We start from the raw sequence: 15354 nt of genomic DNA on the forward strand, positions 1-15354 counted from the left end.
CAGCCTGGCCGGGATGGCGTACAACTTCGGCCTCTACGGCCTGATCTTCGTCCTCTCGCTGTACCTTCAGGACATCGAGCGGATCGACCCGATCGCGATCGGGCTGTCTCTCCTGCTCCTCGCCGCGGCGGGCATGGCGGTCTCGCTGTACAACGGGGCGATTCAGCGCCGGTTCGGCGCGCGCCTGTGCACCACCACCGGCATGACCTGCGCCGGCCTCGGCACGCTCGGCATGATGGTCTACCCCAGCCACCCCGGCCTCGCCTGGATCGTGCTGCCCGGAATCGTCATCGGCGCCGGCGGCGGGCTCTTCACCGCCCCACTGACCACAGCCGTCCTCGGCAACGCACCAACCGGCCAACGGGGCCTGGCCTCCGCACTGCTCAACGCCAGCCGCCAGTTCGGAGGCGCACTGGGCGCCGCCGTTCTGGGCACCGTCCTCGGCACCACGCCCGGCACCACCGACTTGCGCCACGCGCTCCTCGTCGTCGCCGGGGCCTACCTCGCAGGCGCACTGATGTGCGTCACGCTCCCCCGCCGACAAGCGAGGTAGCGGCTACGGCGCGCACCACCGGCTTGAGGAGAAACTCGGCGAGGAAGTTGTTTCCCCGGTGACCGGCTCGCCCCGTCATGCGAGATCCCTTCCGGCGGGAGCGTGGTGACGGCACGGTGCGGCGGGCGTCGGTTCGAGTTCGTCGGCGCCGTGGGCCCGGCAGCGGCGCAAGGTGTCCGCTGCGACGAGGAACCATGGGGCCGGGAAGCCTTCGTACGGATCCGGGATGACGATGCGCTGCAGGACGAGTCCGCACTGTGGCTCTCCGGTGACCAGAATGTGCTCGCCCACCGCCAGGCTCGCCCGGGCGACACGTGTGGCGGCGGGGAGGTCGGCGAAGTACGCCTCGGCCGCGGTGCGTTGGGCATGGGCGTACGCGTCATAGTGCGTTTCCCCGCTGCGGCGCAGGTCGATCAGCGCATGGCCGACCGCGCGCAGTCGCAGTACGTCGGCGGCGTCGCTGATCTGTACGTACAGGCGGTAGGCCAGGCGCTGGAGGTCCACATGGTGTATGCCGTCGAGCTGTGCGCAGGCCTCCAGCACGCGGCACGAGAAGGCGGGTGAAGCCGCTGCGTGCGAAGACCGCGGCGGTCGGGACCGGGCGAGGCGAAGGGACATACGGCTGCTCCGTACGGGGTCGGGCCGCGAGGCGGTGCGGCGGTCCGGTGCTGTGGGGCACCGGGCCTGTGTGGGGCACAGGTCGGCGTGCCTGATGAGTTGGGGTCGGTGGACGGTGCGGTCTGAGCCCGCGGTGCCGGTCGACGAGTTCGTGTCATCTGATGCCGCTGCTGGTGGCGTAGTGCCGAGGTGCCGTAGTGCCGTGGTTTCGCGCCTGCTTGATCAGCGGCTTGTGTGGCTGCTCGTCGAGTCCGAAGCCGGCGAGGAGAGGGTGGTCTGGGTGAGGCGGGAGAGCCGGGCCGTATCCGGTACGTCCACGGTGGCCGCCTCGTCGGCGTTCGCCACCAGGATCATGGAGCCGGGGGCTTCGCCGAGCGTCCCCTCGATCTCCTCGTGCCCGGCGTGGCCGATGAGCACGACGGTGTCCCCGCGCTGGGCGAAGCGGCGCGCTTCGCTGTCCTCGCGCCAGGCGGCGGCGAGCGGCAGTGTCCCTTCCGCGCGCCGAGGCAGCACCGTGACGGGTGCCCGGCGCACCGTCAGGTCCGCCCGTTCAAGGGAAGCCGCGAGCAACGGGGCTGCTGAGCAACGGGAGTCGGGGAGGCCGGAGCGGCGGATTTCCGTGGCGACCAGGAGCTCGCCGTCCGCCAGGGGGATATCGGGCGGGCGTGCCGCGAGCGAGTGGACTGGGGGGCGTGGCATGACCGGGATCCCTTCGTGCTGTGCGGAGCGGGTGCGGCTCACGCGGCCTGCGGCCGTGCTCTCTTGGTGTGCCGGCTTGGTGGGGGGCTTGGTCGGGGGCTTGCTGGAGGCGCCCGCGCCGCGTCGGCGGACGGGCTGGGCGGTACTTCCAGGAAGCCGCGAACCACGGCCCGGCGGTACCCGTATCGGCGGGGTAATGCGTGCACGCGTTGAACACCATGGGGGACTGTGCGAGCCCCTGGGCCCGGGGCTAAGCTGACGTGAACAACCCATCCACCAAGCCCAGTTGGCACTTGCCACCGCTGTGCGCCGTTGCGTCGCCCTTGGTTTTGCCACTGCAGTTCTCACATCATCACTGCCGGGGCGCGGCGCTCTTCTCGCCCCGGCGCTCCGTGTGCATCTCGGCTCGGCATCGAGGAGGGGATTCCATGCGCTGTCGGAGCATGCTGTGGCACGCCGACATCGACCCGGCCCGAAGGAAATTCCTGAGGCAACTGGCGTATCTGGGTATAGCGCCGCTTCCCCTGGGGCTGTTCGGCATCCCTTCGGGGCATTCGGCAGCGCGTACGGGCGCGCCCGCCGCCGACCCCAGGGCGCTTACCGAGACGGCCAGCGTCTATCACGGAATCCACCAGACATACGGCGGCGAACAGGCCTACCGGGGCCTGGTGCACTATGTCGCCAACGACGCGCACCGGCTGCTGAACGAGACCAGCGTCGCGTCACGCCCCCCGATTCTCCTCGCCTGCGCGCAGCTGGTGCACGTTCTCGCCACCATGACCGCGGACGCGGGACGGGAGCGGCAGGCCCAGCACTACTACGACGTAGCCCTGGCCCTGGCGCGCGAAGGGCGCAGCCGGAGCCAGTACGCGATCACCCTGCGCGCCATGAGCGCCCAGGCCCTCCAGTCCGGGCAGCCGCGCTACGCCACGGAGCTGGCCGAAGCGGCCGTCACTGCCGCGGGGACGGCCAGCGCTCCGTCCACACGGGCCTTCGTGCTGGTGCAACGTGCCCGTTCCTATGCCAGCGGCGGAAACGTACGGGGCGCCTTCGCCGACCTCGACGCGGCGGAAGAGGAGCACCGCAAGGAGACGGGACCGCTCGGCCCGTTCACGGCCTACCCCCGGGCAGGGATGGCTTACCAGCGCGCGGAGACCCTGCACGCGCTGGGGTGCCGGAGGATGACGATCGCGGCACTGAAGGAGGCCGCGGGCCACCGGGCCCCGGCGCAGCGGTGCCCCTACGCTCTCACCCAGGCCCGGCTCGCCGAGGTCCTGCTGGAGTCCGGGCGCCTGGAGGAGGCGTGCGGCCACTGGCATAAGTTCCTCGACCACTATCCGGTGCTGGGGTCCGGCAGGGCACGTTCGTCCCTGCGCGGGCTCGTTCGCCTGCTCGGCACGCACCGCAAGCAGGCAGCTGCCGCATCCGTTCTGGAACGTGTCCGGTGCGCCGGTTCCTCGGCGTCCCAGGCCGCGGGACGCGACGCATACCGACGCGCCTGAAATCGCCTGGACGGTTAACTCCTGTATGTGCTCGCCCACTTGAGGGCGGGCACAGTCGTGCTGACCGGCCGGCCGTGCACGGTGGGTCCGGGGCTGCCGAGGCGCGCTTGGTCCACATCGGCGGAGGAGACCCTGGGGGACGCCATGCCCCACCCTCATCTGGCGGCGCAGATCGCCGACGCGCAGTGCGCGAGCGGTCAACTCCTCTGGCGCGGCGCCATCACGACGCCCGCAGCGCTGACCCGCCACCGCGGCGCCGAGCCGCGACAGCCGAACGGTGCTGCGCGAGGCCGTTCGCTTGACGTCACCTCAGGTGTTGCGCGACAACTTGACCCATGTGTGGGGACGGTACCGACGAGACGCAGTCCCGCCTGGCGATCGAGGCGGTGCCCACTGCGGACGAGCGCCATGCGGTGCTGCGCCTGCGCGGAGAACTGGACCCGGGGACCGCCCCCACGTTGCGTGACGCCGTCGTCGAAGTCATGGCCGGCAGCAGGTGCCACCTGGCCCTGGACCTGTCCTCGGTCACCCGGTGCGATACGGCCGTCCTCTACGCCCTGCTCGGCGTCCACAGCGCTCTTCGGTCCGCCGGCGGCGGGCTGACGCTCGCCGCCGAAAGCCCGCCGGTCCGCAGCGCCCTGGACCGTACGGGATTGCGGGGGCGCCTGCCCTCCGCCCCAGGGACGGGCCACCTCCCGCCGTTGTGACAGACCGGCTGCCGGGCGGTGTTGTCGGCACACCGGGAGGGAGACCAAGGCCGCCTTACGGGTACGGACAGGCGCTCCCGTACGACGGTGCGGGGAGGCGCGCCGGGGGCGCCAACCGGAGTCTTCGCACCAAGCCACGGTCTTGGGCGGCCGCATCCGGGGCAGCCGGAGGGTGTCAGGAAGACCGCGACGGCCGCCGAACGGCCGTGCCGAAGAGGCGAGTTCGTATGCCCGACCCCTTATCCCCTTCCTTGCTGATCCCGGCGCTGCTCGGCCTCGCCGACATCGAAGCCCACGACGGCGACACCGTCGGTCTCCTGCGCCAGCTGACCGACCACAGCCTGCGGCTGCCCGGCATCGAGGCCGTCGGTGTTCTCCTGGACGTCAGCGAGCAGGGCCAGGAGGTGATCGCCTCCGACGAAGTCGCCGACCGGCTCGAACACCTCCAGGTCGAGTACGGGGAAGGCCCGTGCCGCGATGCCTGGCGCAGCGGCAGACTCCTCGCCGACCTTCCCCTGCCGCATCCGCACTGCCGTGCCCGCTGGCCGCACTTCACCCCCTGCGCGCTGGCCGAGGGCTTCACCGCGATCACCGCTCTGCCCCTCCGCTACCGCGACCGGACCTTCGGTGCCCTCAATCTCTTCCACCAGCACCGCAGCGTCGGCCCGGCCGGCATCCGGGCCTGCCAGGCCCTGGCGGACGCCGCCGCCCTCGGACTGGCCCACCAGCAGACCCTGCGCGGCCTGCGCGAGTACATCTCCCGGCTGGAAGGAACGCTGGGCAACCGGGTCGTCATCGAGCAGGCCAAGGGCGTCCTCACCGAACGTCTGAACCTCGCCCCGGAGGACGCCTTCGACCGGATGCGGCGGCATGCCCGTGCGCACCGCCGGCGACTGGCCGATCTGGCCCTCCAGATCATCTACGAGCCCGCCGAGACCGGCCCCTTCCCCCGCCCCGACGACCACCGGGAATGCCGCCCGCCCGACCCCTGAAGGCGCCGAGTGAGCGGCGGAACAGGAGGGCGGGTACGCGCCGGAGCGGGGCGGCAGATCACTCCGGCGCGTCGACGATGGTGCCCTGCTTGTCGAGGGTGTGCGTGCGCCAGTACACATCCCACTTGTCGTCGACCTTCTGCGGCACCTTGCCCTCGGGGAAGCGCGTATAGCCTTCCGGCATCTTCGCGCCGTCCTTCACGCACGCTCGGCCGGTGGCCCCGATGGTCATGACGGGGTACTCGCCGTCGCTGCAGATGTTGTCCCGGAGGGAGACACCGGAACAGCCGGTGAGGGTGATGAGCGCGACCGCTCCCGTGAGGGCGGCGGCCACGGCGGAGCGGGCCCGGCGCAGGGAAGCGGGACGGAGGCGGCTGACGTCGAGGGTCACGTGGGTCTCCTCTCGGTGGTGCGGTCTGCTCCCCATACAACAACGCGGCGAGCAGCAGTGCCGGGCAGCGGCGCTCTCGTGCGGGCGGACTGGGCGTCAGTCCCCGGGTGCCGCGGCCGGGTTGCCCGTCAGATAGCGGGTGAGCAGGGTGACGAGTTCGTCCTCGAACCGCGCGATGTCGACCTGGCCGGGCCCCGCCAGCACCTTGTGCACCACCATTTCCACCGTGGAGACGACGAGCCGGGCGGCGACGTCGACGTCCGCGACCCGTACCTCCGGATGGCTGCGGAGCAGCTTGCGGGTGTGGGCGATCCGCCTCAGTTCGCTCTGGGCGACCCGCTCCAGCAACTCCGGGGTGCGGGGCCCCTGTTCGATCATCACCCGGAGCAGCTGCGGGTCCTCGCGATGGTTCTCGACCGCCCTGTGCACATAGAGGCGCATGACGCCCTCGATGGACTGCGGCAATCCTTCTTCCTGGTCCAGTGAGGCGGCGGCCATCCCGGCGTCGAGATGCCGGGTCAGCAGCTCGACCAGGATCGCGTCCTTGTTCGGGTAGTACTGGTACAGCGACCCGATCGATACCCGGGCCCGCTCCGCGATCCGGTTGGTGGTCCCCGCCGCATACCCGTACTCGGCGAAAACGCGAGCAGCGGCGTCGAGGATGCGCTGCCGGGTCAGCTCGGCCCGGACCTGACGGGGCTGTTTACGTGGCTGAAGTCCGCGGCGGTCGGACGCCATGACACCTCCTGCTGGGGGCCGGGAAAGCGAGTAGCGCACGAACTGAGTAATTGCTCACAATAGTGCCATGAACTGCGGCGATGTGGAGCCGAGTGCCCGCAGCCGTGTGCCGTCGCCCATGTGAGGAAGGTGCCATGACGCATGCCCCTACGCGCCCTCGACGGGTCTCCCCGGAGGAGGTACTGGCACGGCTCGGGCAGCCCGAGCACGACATCAGCGCGAAGGTGAAGGACCGGATCGACGCCCACGTCCGCCGCTTCATCGCCCACTCACCGTTCCTGACGATGGCCACGGCGGACGCCGCCGGACGCGCCGACTGCTCGCCCCGCGGCGACTACCCGGGCTTCGTGAAGGTCCTCGACGAGCACACCCTCGCCCTCCCCGACCGCCCCGGCAACAAGATCGCCGACTCCTTCCGCAACCTCGCCGAGAACGACGGCGTCGGGCTGTGCTTCCTGATCCCCGGCATGCGGGAGGTCCTGCGCGTCAACGGCAGCGGCTATGTCACCGACGAACCCGATGTGCTGGTCCGGATGCGCACCGAGGCCAAGCAGCCGGAGCTGGCGATCGTCGTCGAGGTGGCCGAGGCGTACTTCCACTGCGGACGGGCGCTGATCCGCTCCCGGCTGTGGGACCCCGCCAGCCAGGCACTCGCCGAGGAGATGCCGCCGATCGGTGAGATCGCGGCCGCGCAGTTCGGTGCCGACGTCGACATGGGGCTGTTCGAACAGACCCTGGAGGACGCCTACCGCAAGCTCTACTGACCAGGCCGCACCGGCCGAAGGAGGAAAACCGATGCAACAGACCGTAGTTGAGCACATCGACCGGATCGCCGAGGGCGTCGCCGCCCTCACCCTGCGCGCCACCGCCGGGGAGCTGGCACCCTGGGACCCCGGTGCCCACATCGACCTCTCCCTGCCCAACTGGCTGACCCGGCAGTACTCGTTGTGCGGGGACCCCGCCGACCGGGACGCCTACCAGGTCGCCGTTCGGTACGACCCGCTCAGCCGGGGCGGCTCGGAGTACGTCCACCGCTTCCTGCGCCCGGGCCGCACTCTTGACGTCTCCCTGCCCCGCAACCACTTCCCGCTCGTCCCCGCACCGCGGTACCTGTTCCTCGCCGGCGGGATCGGGATCACACCCCTGCTGCCGATGCTGCGCGCGGCGGTGGCCGCCGGAATTCCCGCGACCCTGCTGTACGTGGGGCCGTCGGCGGACAGCATGCCCTTCGCCGGCGAACTGCGCCGCTCCTACGGGGACCGGGTGCGGATCGTGGAGACCAAAGGGCAGGGCAGACCGGACCTCGACGCCCTCGCGGCCGCACTGGAGCCCGGCACCCTGGTCTACTGCTGCGGTCCCGCGGCCATGCTGGCGGCGGCCGACGCGGCGTTCCCCGCCGAGCGGCTGCACGCCGAGCGGTTCCAGCCGGTGGCCCGTACCTTCGGCCCCGACACGGCGTTCGAGGCGGTCTGCGCCCGGTCCGGGGACACCGTCGCCGTGCCGGCCGACGAGTCGCTGCTGGACGCCCTCGCCCACGCCGGGCACCCCCTCCCCTCCGGGTGCCGCGAAGGTGTCTGCGGCAGCTGTGAAGTCGCCGTCCTGGACGGCACACCCGAGCACCGGGACGACATCGGCGCCCCCGAGGGCCGGATGTACGCCTGCGTGTCCCGGGCCCTGTCCCCGCGGCTCGTCCTCGACCTCTGAAGGGCACCGCGAACAGCCTGCTGCGATGTGGCGACAACCCGGTGACAACCCGGCGACCCGCGCGGCCCGATGTCCGGTGGTCCGCCACAGATGCTGAATGCGGCTTTTGCCCTTACCGGTCGCATGGCGCGCCGAACTCAAGCACACGCTTGAGTACACATGGGGACAACTGCCGCATAGCAGGGCGGCCTTCGTCCGATCCCGAGGCGGATCCGCGCCACGACGTTCCCTTGACACCCGTAACGACAACGGCCTTCGTCTGTCTGTTCGGACTCGGTGATACGTTGGCAGGCGGCTTACGGCCGTGACGGCCGTGCCGTTGTACGACCCGAACCGGCGGCCGGCTGCTGAAGCCGGCCCGACCGCACTCTCACGCAATGGTGATCAACATCAGCGAGTCCTTTGACGTGTCCGTCCCGGGCAGCGCGGGGCGGCTGCGTATCCGTGTTCTCGGGCCCCTGCGCGCCTGGCGCGGGGAGAGCGAGCTGGACCTCGGCGCTCCCCAACAGCGGGCGATGCTCGCGGTGTTGGCGCTGCGCGCGGGCCGGTCCGTCTCGGTCGACGAACTCGTCGACGCCCTGTGGGAAAACCCTCCGGCCCGTGCCGTACCGATGCTGCGCACCTACGCCTCGCGGCTGCGGCGCGTACTGGAAGCCGACCGGGCGCACCCGGCGGTGCTGGTGTCGGCGGGCAACGGCTACGCACTGCGGCTGCCCGCGGGATGCCTGGACGTCGAGGAGTTCGAGGAACGGGTCGCGGCGGCGGGCCGGGCCCGTACCGAGGGCGACACGGCCGGTGCGGCCGGGCTGCTGCGGGAGGCCTGCGCGCTGTGGAAGGCAGACGCGCTGGCCGGGCTTCCGGGCCCGCACGCACAGGCGCAGCGGGCCCGGCTCGGCGAACGGCGGCTGACCGCCGTACAGGCGTGGCTCGAGACGGAGTTGGAGGCGGGGCGCTACGCCGGTGTCATCAGTGAACTGACCCTGTGGGTCAACCGGTATCCGCTGCAGGAGCCGTTGCGGGAAATGCTGATGCTGGCGCTCTACCGCAGCGGACGGCAGGCCGATGCCCTGGAGGTATTCGCCGACGCCCGCCGCGCTCTCGACGAGGAACTGGGGATCGGCCCGGGGCCGCGCCTGTGCGAGCTCCATCAGGGAGTGCTGCGGGGCGACCCGGGGCTGGCGCCGACGGCGGCGCCGGCCCCGCCAGGAGCGCGCTCCGGCTTCGCCTCCGTCCCTCCGGCACAACTGCCCGCCGACATCGCCGACTTCACCGGCCGGGAGACGCTGGTACGGGAGCTGCGCGCCGATCTGACCTCCGACGGCCCGGCGATGCCGGTGGTGGGGGTCTCGGGCATGGGCGGCGTGGGCAAGTCCGCGCTCGCCGTGCACGCCGCCCACGCGGTGCGCGACCGGTTTCCCGACGGACAGCTGTACGTCAACCTGGCCGGGGCCAGCGGCGTGCCCGCCGATCCCGCCGCGGTCCTGGCCGCCTTCCTCAGCGCACTGGGCGTGGCCGACGCCGCGATTCCCCGGGAGGCCACGGAGCGGGCGGCCCTGTTCCGGTCGCGGCTGGCGGGCCTGCGGGTGCTGGTGCTGCTGGACGACGCCCGCGACGCCGCCCAGGTCGGGCCGCTGCTGCCCGGCAGCGCGTCGTGCGCTGTACTGGTGACCAGCCGGGCGGGCCTGACGGGAATGCCGATGTCCAGGGCGGTGGACCTGGAGCCGCTGGCGTGCGAGGAGACGGTGGAACTGGTCGCCGCGATCGCCGGGCAGGAGCGCGTGGCCGCCGAACCCGACGCGGCCCGCCAGATGGCGGCGGCCTGCGGGTTCCTGCCGCTGGCCGTACGGACCGCGGCCTCCCGGCTGGCCGTCCGCCCGGCCTGGCGGCTGTCGCACATGGTCGCCCGACTGGCCTCCGAACGCCGCCGCCTGGCCGAGCTGGTGACCGGCGACCTGGCCGTCGCCGCGTCGTTCCGGCTCAGCTACGACCAACTCGACCCCGAGGCCGCACGCGCGTTCCGGCTGCTGGCCCTGCCCGATGGCCCAGGCGTCTCGACGGAGGCCGCCGCCGCGCTGCTGGAGCTCCCGGAACGGGAGGCCGAACGGCTGGCCGAGTCGCTGACCACCCTGGGCCTGCTGACCTGCTCACACCCCGGTCGCTACCACTACCACGACCTGCTGCGGATCTTCGCGCGTCAACTGGCCCGGGAGGAGGACGGCCTGGCCGCCGAACAAGCCGCCCTGGAGCGGCTGCTGCGGCATTACCTGGCCACAACGGCCAGCCTGTACCGGGTCATCAGGCCCGGCTACCCCTTCCCCGACCTGGTGGCGCCAGGGGTTGCCGAGCCGGGGTTCGACGGCCCGGCCGAGGGCCTGCGCTGGGTCAGGCAGGAGATCACCGCCGTACTGGCGGTGGCCGGGCAGGCATCCCAGGACCCCGACGGCCCGATAGTCGTCGTCGCGGACCTGACACTGGTGCTGATCCAACTGCTCGACCTGGGCATGGCGGTGCCGGAGCTGTGCGAACTGGCCGAACGCGTCGCCGAGGCCGCACGCGCGGCGGGCCTGCCGCACAGCGAGGCACACGCCCGCTACACGCTGCTGTGGGCGCTGCGCGAGATGCCGCGCCCCGAGCAGGCCCGGGCGGCGGCCGACCGGGTGATCGAGCTGTGCCGGCAGACCGGGCAGACGACCCTGCTGGCCCCCGCGCTCACCGCGCTCGCCCTGTCCAGCATCCGTCACCACAGCGACGCGGAGGTCGTGGCCTGGTGCGACGAGGCCGTCGCGCGGGCCGCCGAACTCGACAACCCGTCCTCGCACGCGTTCGTCGAAGGCATGGCGGCACTGGCCGATGTCTCCATCGGCCGACTGGAGTCGGCGCGGTCCAGGGCCGAACGGAGCCTGGCGGCATTCCAGGAACTGGGGGACTTCGTCGGCCAGGTCCACATGACCTACGTCAGGGCGACGTCGCTGCACGGACTGGGCATGTTCGACCAGGCATGCGACGGCTACCGCGAATCCCTGGCCATCCTGCAGGCGCTGGAGGCCTGGGACCGGATGCCGGACGCGCTGGTGAGCCTGGCCGAGTCCTGCCGCGCCACCGGACGCCCCGACCAGGCGGTGGAGGCAGCCGAACAGGCGCTGGACATCGCAGAGAAGATCGGCCTGGAACGCCGCCGCGCCAAGGCATTGACCGTCCTCGGCCACGCCCTGCTCGACCTCGGACAACACGACCCCGGCCAGGCACGCCTGGCCGAAGCACAGGCCATGTCCGAACGGCTCAGCCCCGTCGGACCGTAACAGCGACCTGGCGGGCCGTCGGCGTACACGGCGGTGGCGGCGGTGACGGTGCGGGCGCCTCGCGCGGCGGAAGAGTCTCATTCCGCGGGCAGGGCCGCCCCCAGTGTTTCGGCGACTGCGGTGTGGCCCGCGCGCTGGGCGTCGGCGAGGGGAGTGCGGCCCCAGCGGTCGGTCGGGCCGGGGCGGGCGCCGTGGGCGAGGAGGTACCGGACGACCTCCAGCTGTCCTTCGCAGGCCGCGAGGTGCAGCGGGGTGCGGCCGTCGTAGTCGGCTGCGTCGAGGTCGGCGCCGAGGGCGGCGAACATGCGGATCTCTTCGAGATCTCCTTGGCCCGCGGCCCAGCACAGCGCCGCCGTGCTTTCGACGGCCGTCTGGTTGCGGCGCCTTCTCGGGTTCTTTCTGGTCGTCCGGCCGCTGTTCGCCGCATGCGGGTGAACGCGGTACGCCTCGACCAGCTGGCGGCAGAACTCAAGGCCGCGTACCGAGTTGCCGAGCTCGTCCAGGCGGGGCGACCAGACGCTGATGCCCATCAGCCGGGGCACGACGATCATGAGGGCGCCGGAGACGCCGCTCTTGGCGGGCAGGCCGATGGTGAAGGCGAATTCGCCGGAGAAGTCGTACATGCCGCACGAGGTCATCAGCGACAGGCAGTGCTGGACGGTTTCCTCGGCGAAGATGCGGTCCCCGGTCAGCGGGCACACCCCGCCGCCCGCCAGGCAGGAGGCGGCGATGGCGAGCATCGAGGCGTCCACTTCGATGGCGCAGCACTGGAAGTAGAACTCCAGGGTGTCCTGCAGGTCGGTGCCGTCGGGGAAGGCCCGGTGCTCGCGCATGGAGTAGGCGAGGGCGAAGTTGCGGTCCGCCGTCTGCCGCTCGGAGAGGTAGACGGCGTTGTTGAAGCCGGGGCGGCGTCCCCCGGCCAGGCGCTGCCAGGTCTGCTGTACGTATTCGAAGCGGTCGGCGGCCGGCAGATGGGGGCGGATCATCGAGCAGGTCATGATGGCACCCGCGTTGATCATCGGGTTGTGGGGGAGCCCGTGCCGGTTGAGGGTGAGTTCGTTGAAGCTCTGTCCGCTCGGTTCCCGCCCGACGTGCTGGTGCGTGACGTCCACGCCCTGTTCTTCCAGGGCCAGGCAGTACGAGATGGTCTTGGACACCGACTGGATGCAGAAGGGGACATCGGCGTCGCCCACGGTGTGGCGCTGACCGTCGACGGTGCACACGGAGATCGCCAGCTGATCCGGATTCACCCGGGCCAGCTGCGGGATGTAGTCGGCGACCGCGCCGCCTTGGACCGTCAGCAACTGCCGGTAGATGCGGTCGATATCGGCGGTGAACCCGGCGAAGTCCGGTACCGCCGGGCCCTGCTGCATGACCCGGCGGATCACGCTTCCGTGGTGGCGGACCAGGGAGACGAACTCCTCGAAGCCCAGCTCCTTCTCCTCCTCGGCACCCCCGGTCGCGATGAGGAGGCCCTGGATGCGCGGGTCGTCCTCCAGAATGCCCGCCGCACCCAGATGCCGCAGCAGCTTGCGCCGGGACAGCGTCCCGCTCCGGTCGTCGTCAAGGGCATCGAAGAGCATGCGGTACTCGCTGCTCGCCAGGTCCCTGCCCTCGCCCGGGGCCTTACCCGTGTCCGGAACGACCATGGCGGTGCCTCACTTTCCAGGTGACAGGAGCGAGCGAGTGACGCGGCATCGTCGCGGCGCTCGGATGGCCGGGTGCCGGATCAGGAACTTCGCCCTGGCCCGGCCGAACTCCTGCGGACCGAGGTCGCCGCGGTGGCGCACGCCGCCGTCCGAGCTCCCGGCCGCATCCCGCACGTACCGCTGGAAGGCCACTTCCGTGCCCCCGCCCTGCTCCGTGCCGCGCCCGCCTCCGGGCGTCCAGCGCGGGGCGAGGGCGGGTTGTGGTCCATCACCTCAGTGGATGCCGTGCCCTGTCGTTCCGCAGGGTGAGCAGGGCCGAACGGGTGGGGCGCCTCCCCGAACAGCCCGGCGCGGCCACCTGCCGTCTCTGTCGCCAGCCGGCCGCGGTAGGACTTCCCGCGGCCACTGCACCGGCCGGCCAGGAGATGGCCAGGATGCGAGTACCCCTCGGCGTTGGCGGGTTCCTACACTGTCCGACGTCAGCACCAGTGGCCCTCTTCGCGGCCCGGCGGTCTCCGTACCGCATCGCTTATCGTGCCCATCGCACACGAAAGAGGCCGTCATGGCGCTCCTCGATCTCCAGGAACTGCCGATACGACGCCCCGGTTACGGCTCGGACACTCCGGCCGAAAGCGCCATGACCGTGGTGCTGTGCCCCAGCGTCATGAGCGTGGTGCACTGCTGGTAACTGGCAATACGCGGTGCGGGGGCTGCCCGAGCGCTGCCACGCCTGCCTATGCCTGAACTCTGGACCCGGTGGCTCGATGCCTTGGGCGGCTGAAGCCGGATTCTGCCCCGCGCGCGGTCCGAGCCGCGTCTTGCGCTTCCCGGTTGCGCGGCTCCGCCTGCCGGGTCCGGACGGTTGTCGCTTTTGCCGGGCCCCGCACTCCGAGAGGTCCGGGACCGGGGAATTCCCATGCGGTCTGCGTCAGCTGCACCCCATTCCGTACTGGTCGCATTTGATCTGTTAGCGGTTCCCTGCTGACTTCCCATGCCCCACCGGCCCGGAGCTCTCGCCTACCGCCCCTCCGGGCCACTCTCCGTCGCGACCGGGCCCGGCCTTTCCTGGCTGACCATGTCGAGCAGCAGTTTCGCGGCCACCCTCGCCCCGTCGCTGCGGACGGTGCCGGCCACGGCCCTCGCTCGTTGGCGGGTCTCGGGCGTCAGGGCCGTGGCGAGCGCGGCGGACAGGGAGTCGGAGGTCGGCGTCGGGCCGTCGTGGGCCGAGCCGATGCCCAGCTCGGCCACCCGGGTGGCCCAGTACGGCTGGTCCGCGATCTGGGGGACCACCACCTGCGGCGCACCGGCCCGGGCGGCCGTCGTCGTGGTGCCCGCGCCGCCGTGGTGCACCACGGCGGCCACTCGGCGGAACAGCGCCTGCTGGTTGACCTCGCCGACGACGAAGCAGTCGTCGACGTCGTCGATCGGGGCCAGGCCGGCCCAGCCGCGGGCGAGGAGTACGCGACGGCCCTGCGCGCGGATCGCTTCAGTGGCCACCCGGGCGATGCCCTTCGGCGCGTGCGCGGCCATGCTGCCGAAGCCCACGTACACCGGCGGTGCGCCGGCGTCCAAAAACGCCTCCAGCTCGTCCGGGAGCGGCCGCTCGTCGGGCAGGATCCACGCCCCGGTCTGCACGAGGTCGAGGTCCGTCCTGCCCTTCGAGGGCCACAGCGTCGGGTCCGCCGCCAGCCATGGCCGGTCGGTGAGGACGTGGTCGCGGACGCTGTCCACCGGCGGCAGACCGATCGCCGCCCGATGGCTGTTGAGCGCCTCGCCGTACAACGCGTTCACCCGCTGGGCGTCCTGCTCCCACAGCACCCGGTTGTCGGTCTCGCCCTCCGGGGACGGCGTGCCCGGCCGCCTCCCCGGAGGGAAGCGCCGCGACGGCAGTCCGAGGGTGTGGAAGCACGCGAGCACGTAGTGGATGCCCAGTTTCTCGGCCACGTCCCGTGCACCGGCCGGCATCAGGCCGGTCGCCAGCAGCGCGTCACATCCCTCGGCTGCCGCGGTGAGCGTGCCGAACCGCGCGGCGACCAGCTCAGGGGCGAGCCGGAACGCGTCTTTGGCCGTCGGTGGCTTCGTTCCGGCGACCACCGAGCGCACCGCCGGGCCGAGCGGCACCAGCGGTACGCCGACACGCGCCAGCAGCGCCGCGAACTCCTCGTCCGGCGGCGCGCACACCCGCACCTGCGCGCCGAGTTCCCGCAACTCCACCGCCAGCCCCGCCAGGGGTTCGACGTCTCCGCGCGATCCCCACGTAGTCAACAGCACGCGCATTTCGCGACTCCCATTTCCGCAGATTCTGGCTTTCGGCCGCCGATTCTGCGGCACCACCCGGGTCTTGCCGCAAGCCCCCTGGTGCGCTATATGTTGAAAAGGGTAAGGAGAGGAAATCTCCTTGCCCTTTCCTTTTGATCGCCCACTGTGGATGGACGGCTTTCTCGCGAAGATCCGGGACGTTCTGCGCGCGTGCTCCGCGGGCCCTCCGGCTGACGGTCGTGC

14 protein-coding genes are annotated in these 15354 nt (G+C 71.6%); 8 read left to right on the plus strand and 6 right to left on the minus strand.

Features of this window, described 5'->3' with window-relative positions; translation table 11 throughout:
* Window positions 1–13: 13 nt before the first annotated feature.
* Window positions 14–553, plus strand: coding sequence for an MFS transporter (locus tag AC4IJH_RS00785; RefSeq protein ID WP_490849447.1), 540 nt, complete (start codon window positions 14–16; stop codon window positions 551–553).
* A gap of 75 nt (window positions 554–628) precedes the next feature.
* Here AC4IJH_RS00785 and AC4IJH_RS00790 read toward each other — a convergent pair whose 3' ends face one another.
* Window positions 629–1096: a hypothetical protein gene (locus tag AC4IJH_RS00790; protein WP_490849448.1), complete on the minus strand. Its 468-nt coding sequence runs from the start codon at window positions 1094–1096 to the stop codon at window positions 629–631.
* A 297-nt stretch (window positions 1097–1393) separates the two neighbouring features.
* Window positions 1394–1870, minus strand: coding sequence for a hypothetical protein (locus AC4IJH_RS00795; RefSeq protein ID WP_490849449.1), 477 nt, complete (start codon window positions 1868–1870; stop codon window positions 1394–1396).
* A 428-nt stretch (window positions 1871–2298) separates the two neighbouring features.
* Here AC4IJH_RS00795 and AC4IJH_RS00800 point away from each other — a divergent pair, with 428 nt between their 5' ends.
* The 3 genes from AC4IJH_RS00800 (at window position 2299) to AC4IJH_RS00810 (ending at window position 5071) form a co-directional block, all read left to right on the plus strand.
* Window positions 2299–3372, plus strand: a complete 1074-nt coding sequence (locus AC4IJH_RS00800) for an NsdA family TPR-like regulatory protein (RefSeq protein WP_490849450.1) — start codon at window positions 2299–2301, stop codon at window positions 3370–3372.
* Between the two features lie 335 nt (window positions 3373–3707).
* Entirely contained in the window at window positions 3708–4079 is a 372-nt protein-coding gene (locus AC4IJH_RS00805) for an STAS domain-containing protein (protein WP_490849451.1), read from the plus strand.
* Window positions 4080–4306: 227 nt separating this feature from the next.
* Entirely contained in the window at window positions 4307–5071 is a 765-nt protein-coding gene (locus AC4IJH_RS00810; RefSeq protein WP_490849452.1) for a GAF and ANTAR domain-containing protein, read from the plus strand.
* Window positions 5072–5129: 58 nt separating this feature from the next.
* On the opposite strand, the gene AC4IJH_RS00815 is transcribed toward AC4IJH_RS00810, so the two are convergent.
* Both AC4IJH_RS00815 and AC4IJH_RS00820 read right to left on the minus strand, forming a co-directional pair.
* Window positions 5130–5462 carry an SCO0607 family lipoprotein gene (locus AC4IJH_RS00815; RefSeq protein WP_490849453.1) on the minus strand — a complete coding sequence of 111 codons (333 nt, stop codon included), beginning with the start codon at window positions 5460–5462 and terminating at the stop codon, window positions 5130–5132.
* A gap of 96 nt (window positions 5463–5558) precedes the next feature.
* Window positions 5559–6200: a TetR/AcrR family transcriptional regulator gene (locus AC4IJH_RS00820; protein ID WP_490849454.1), complete on the minus strand. Its 642-nt coding sequence runs from the start codon at window positions 6198–6200 to the stop codon at window positions 5559–5561.
* A gap of 134 nt (window positions 6201–6334) precedes the next feature.
* On the opposite strand from AC4IJH_RS00820, the gene AC4IJH_RS00825 reads away from it, so the two are divergent.
* From AC4IJH_RS00825 to AC4IJH_RS00835, 3 genes are all read left to right on the plus strand, one after another.
* Window positions 6335–6964 carry an MSMEG_1061 family FMN-dependent PPOX-type flavoprotein gene (locus tag AC4IJH_RS00825; protein WP_490849455.1) on the plus strand — a complete coding sequence of 210 codons (630 nt, stop codon included), beginning with the start codon at window positions 6335–6337 and terminating at the stop codon, window positions 6962–6964.
* Window positions 6965–6995: 31 nt separating this feature from the next.
* Window positions 6996–7904: a PDR/VanB family oxidoreductase gene (locus tag AC4IJH_RS00830; protein WP_490849456.1), complete on the plus strand. Its 909-nt coding sequence runs from the start codon at window positions 6996–6998 to the stop codon at window positions 7902–7904.
* A 377-nt stretch (window positions 7905–8281) separates the two neighbouring features.
* Window positions 8282–11203 (plus strand): AfsR/SARP family transcriptional regulator, encoded by a 2922-nt coding sequence (locus AC4IJH_RS00835; protein ID WP_490849457.1) that lies wholly within the window; start codon window positions 8282–8284, stop codon window positions 11201–11203.
* A gap of 77 nt (window positions 11204–11280) precedes the next feature.
* Here the strand turns inward: AC4IJH_RS00835 and glsA are convergent, their stop codons facing one another.
* Window positions 11281–12852 carry a glutaminase A gene (gene glsA / locus AC4IJH_RS00840; protein ID WP_490849458.1) on the minus strand — a complete coding sequence of 524 codons (1572 nt, stop codon included), beginning with the start codon at window positions 12850–12852 and terminating at the stop codon, window positions 11281–11283.
* A 562-nt stretch (window positions 12853–13414) separates the two neighbouring features.
* Between glsA and AC4IJH_RS00845 the strand changes: the two genes are divergently transcribed.
* A complete protein-coding gene (locus AC4IJH_RS00845; protein ID WP_490849459.1) occupies window positions 13415–13540 on the plus strand; it encodes a SapB/AmfS family lanthipeptide in 126 nt (41 codons plus the stop codon).
* Between the two features lie 329 nt (window positions 13541–13869).
* On the opposite strand, the gene AC4IJH_RS00850 is transcribed toward AC4IJH_RS00845, so the two are convergent.
* Window positions 13870–15129: a glycosyltransferase gene (locus AC4IJH_RS00850; RefSeq protein ID WP_490849460.1), complete on the minus strand. Its 1260-nt coding sequence runs from the start codon at window positions 15127–15129 to the stop codon at window positions 13870–13872.
* Window positions 15130–15354 lie beyond the last annotated feature (225 nt).

It is taken from the genome of Streptomyces sp. UF-297, assembly GCF_058245575.1.

Excerpts from the sequence above, each read along its gene's own strand:
- AC4IJH_RS00785 (WP_490849447.1), top strand. The coding sequence starts at position 14 with ATGGCGTACAACTTCGGCCTCTACGGCCTGATCTTCGTCCTCTCGCTG.
- AC4IJH_RS00795 (WP_490849449.1), bottom strand. The coding sequence starts at position 1,870 with ATGCCACGCCCCCCAGTCCACTCGCTCGCGGCACGCCCGCCCGATATC.
- AC4IJH_RS00800 (WP_490849450.1), top strand. The coding sequence starts at position 2,299 with ATGCGCTGTCGGAGCATGCTGTGGCACGCCGACATCGACCCGGCCCGA.
- AC4IJH_RS00805 (WP_490849451.1), top strand. The coding sequence starts at position 3,708 with ATGTGTGGGGACGGTACCGACGAGACGCAGTCCCGCCTGGCGATCGAG.
- AC4IJH_RS00810 (WP_490849452.1), top strand. The coding sequence starts at position 4,307 with ATGCCCGACCCCTTATCCCCTTCCTTGCTGATCCCGGCGCTGCTCGGC.
- AC4IJH_RS00820 (WP_490849454.1), bottom strand. The coding sequence starts at position 6,200 with ATGGCGTCCGACCGCCGCGGACTTCAGCCACGTAAACAGCCCCGTCAG.
- AC4IJH_RS00825 (WP_490849455.1), top strand. The coding sequence starts at position 6,335 with ATGACGCATGCCCCTACGCGCCCTCGACGGGTCTCCCCGGAGGAGGTA.
- AC4IJH_RS00830 (WP_490849456.1), top strand. The coding sequence starts at position 6,996 with ATGCAACAGACCGTAGTTGAGCACATCGACCGGATCGCCGAGGGCGTC.
- AC4IJH_RS00835 (WP_490849457.1), top strand. The coding sequence starts at position 8,282 with ATGGTGATCAACATCAGCGAGTCCTTTGACGTGTCCGTCCCGGGCAGC.
- glsA (WP_490849458.1), bottom strand. The coding sequence starts at position 12,852 with ATGGTCGTTCCGGACACGGGTAAGGCCCCGGGCGAGGGCAGGGACCTG.
- AC4IJH_RS00845 (WP_490849459.1), top strand. The coding sequence starts at position 13,415 with ATGGCGCTCCTCGATCTCCAGGAACTGCCGATACGACGCCCCGGTTAC.
- AC4IJH_RS00850 (WP_490849460.1), bottom strand. The coding sequence starts at position 15,129 with ATGCGCGTGCTGTTGACTACGTGGGGATCGCGCGGAGACGTCGAACCC.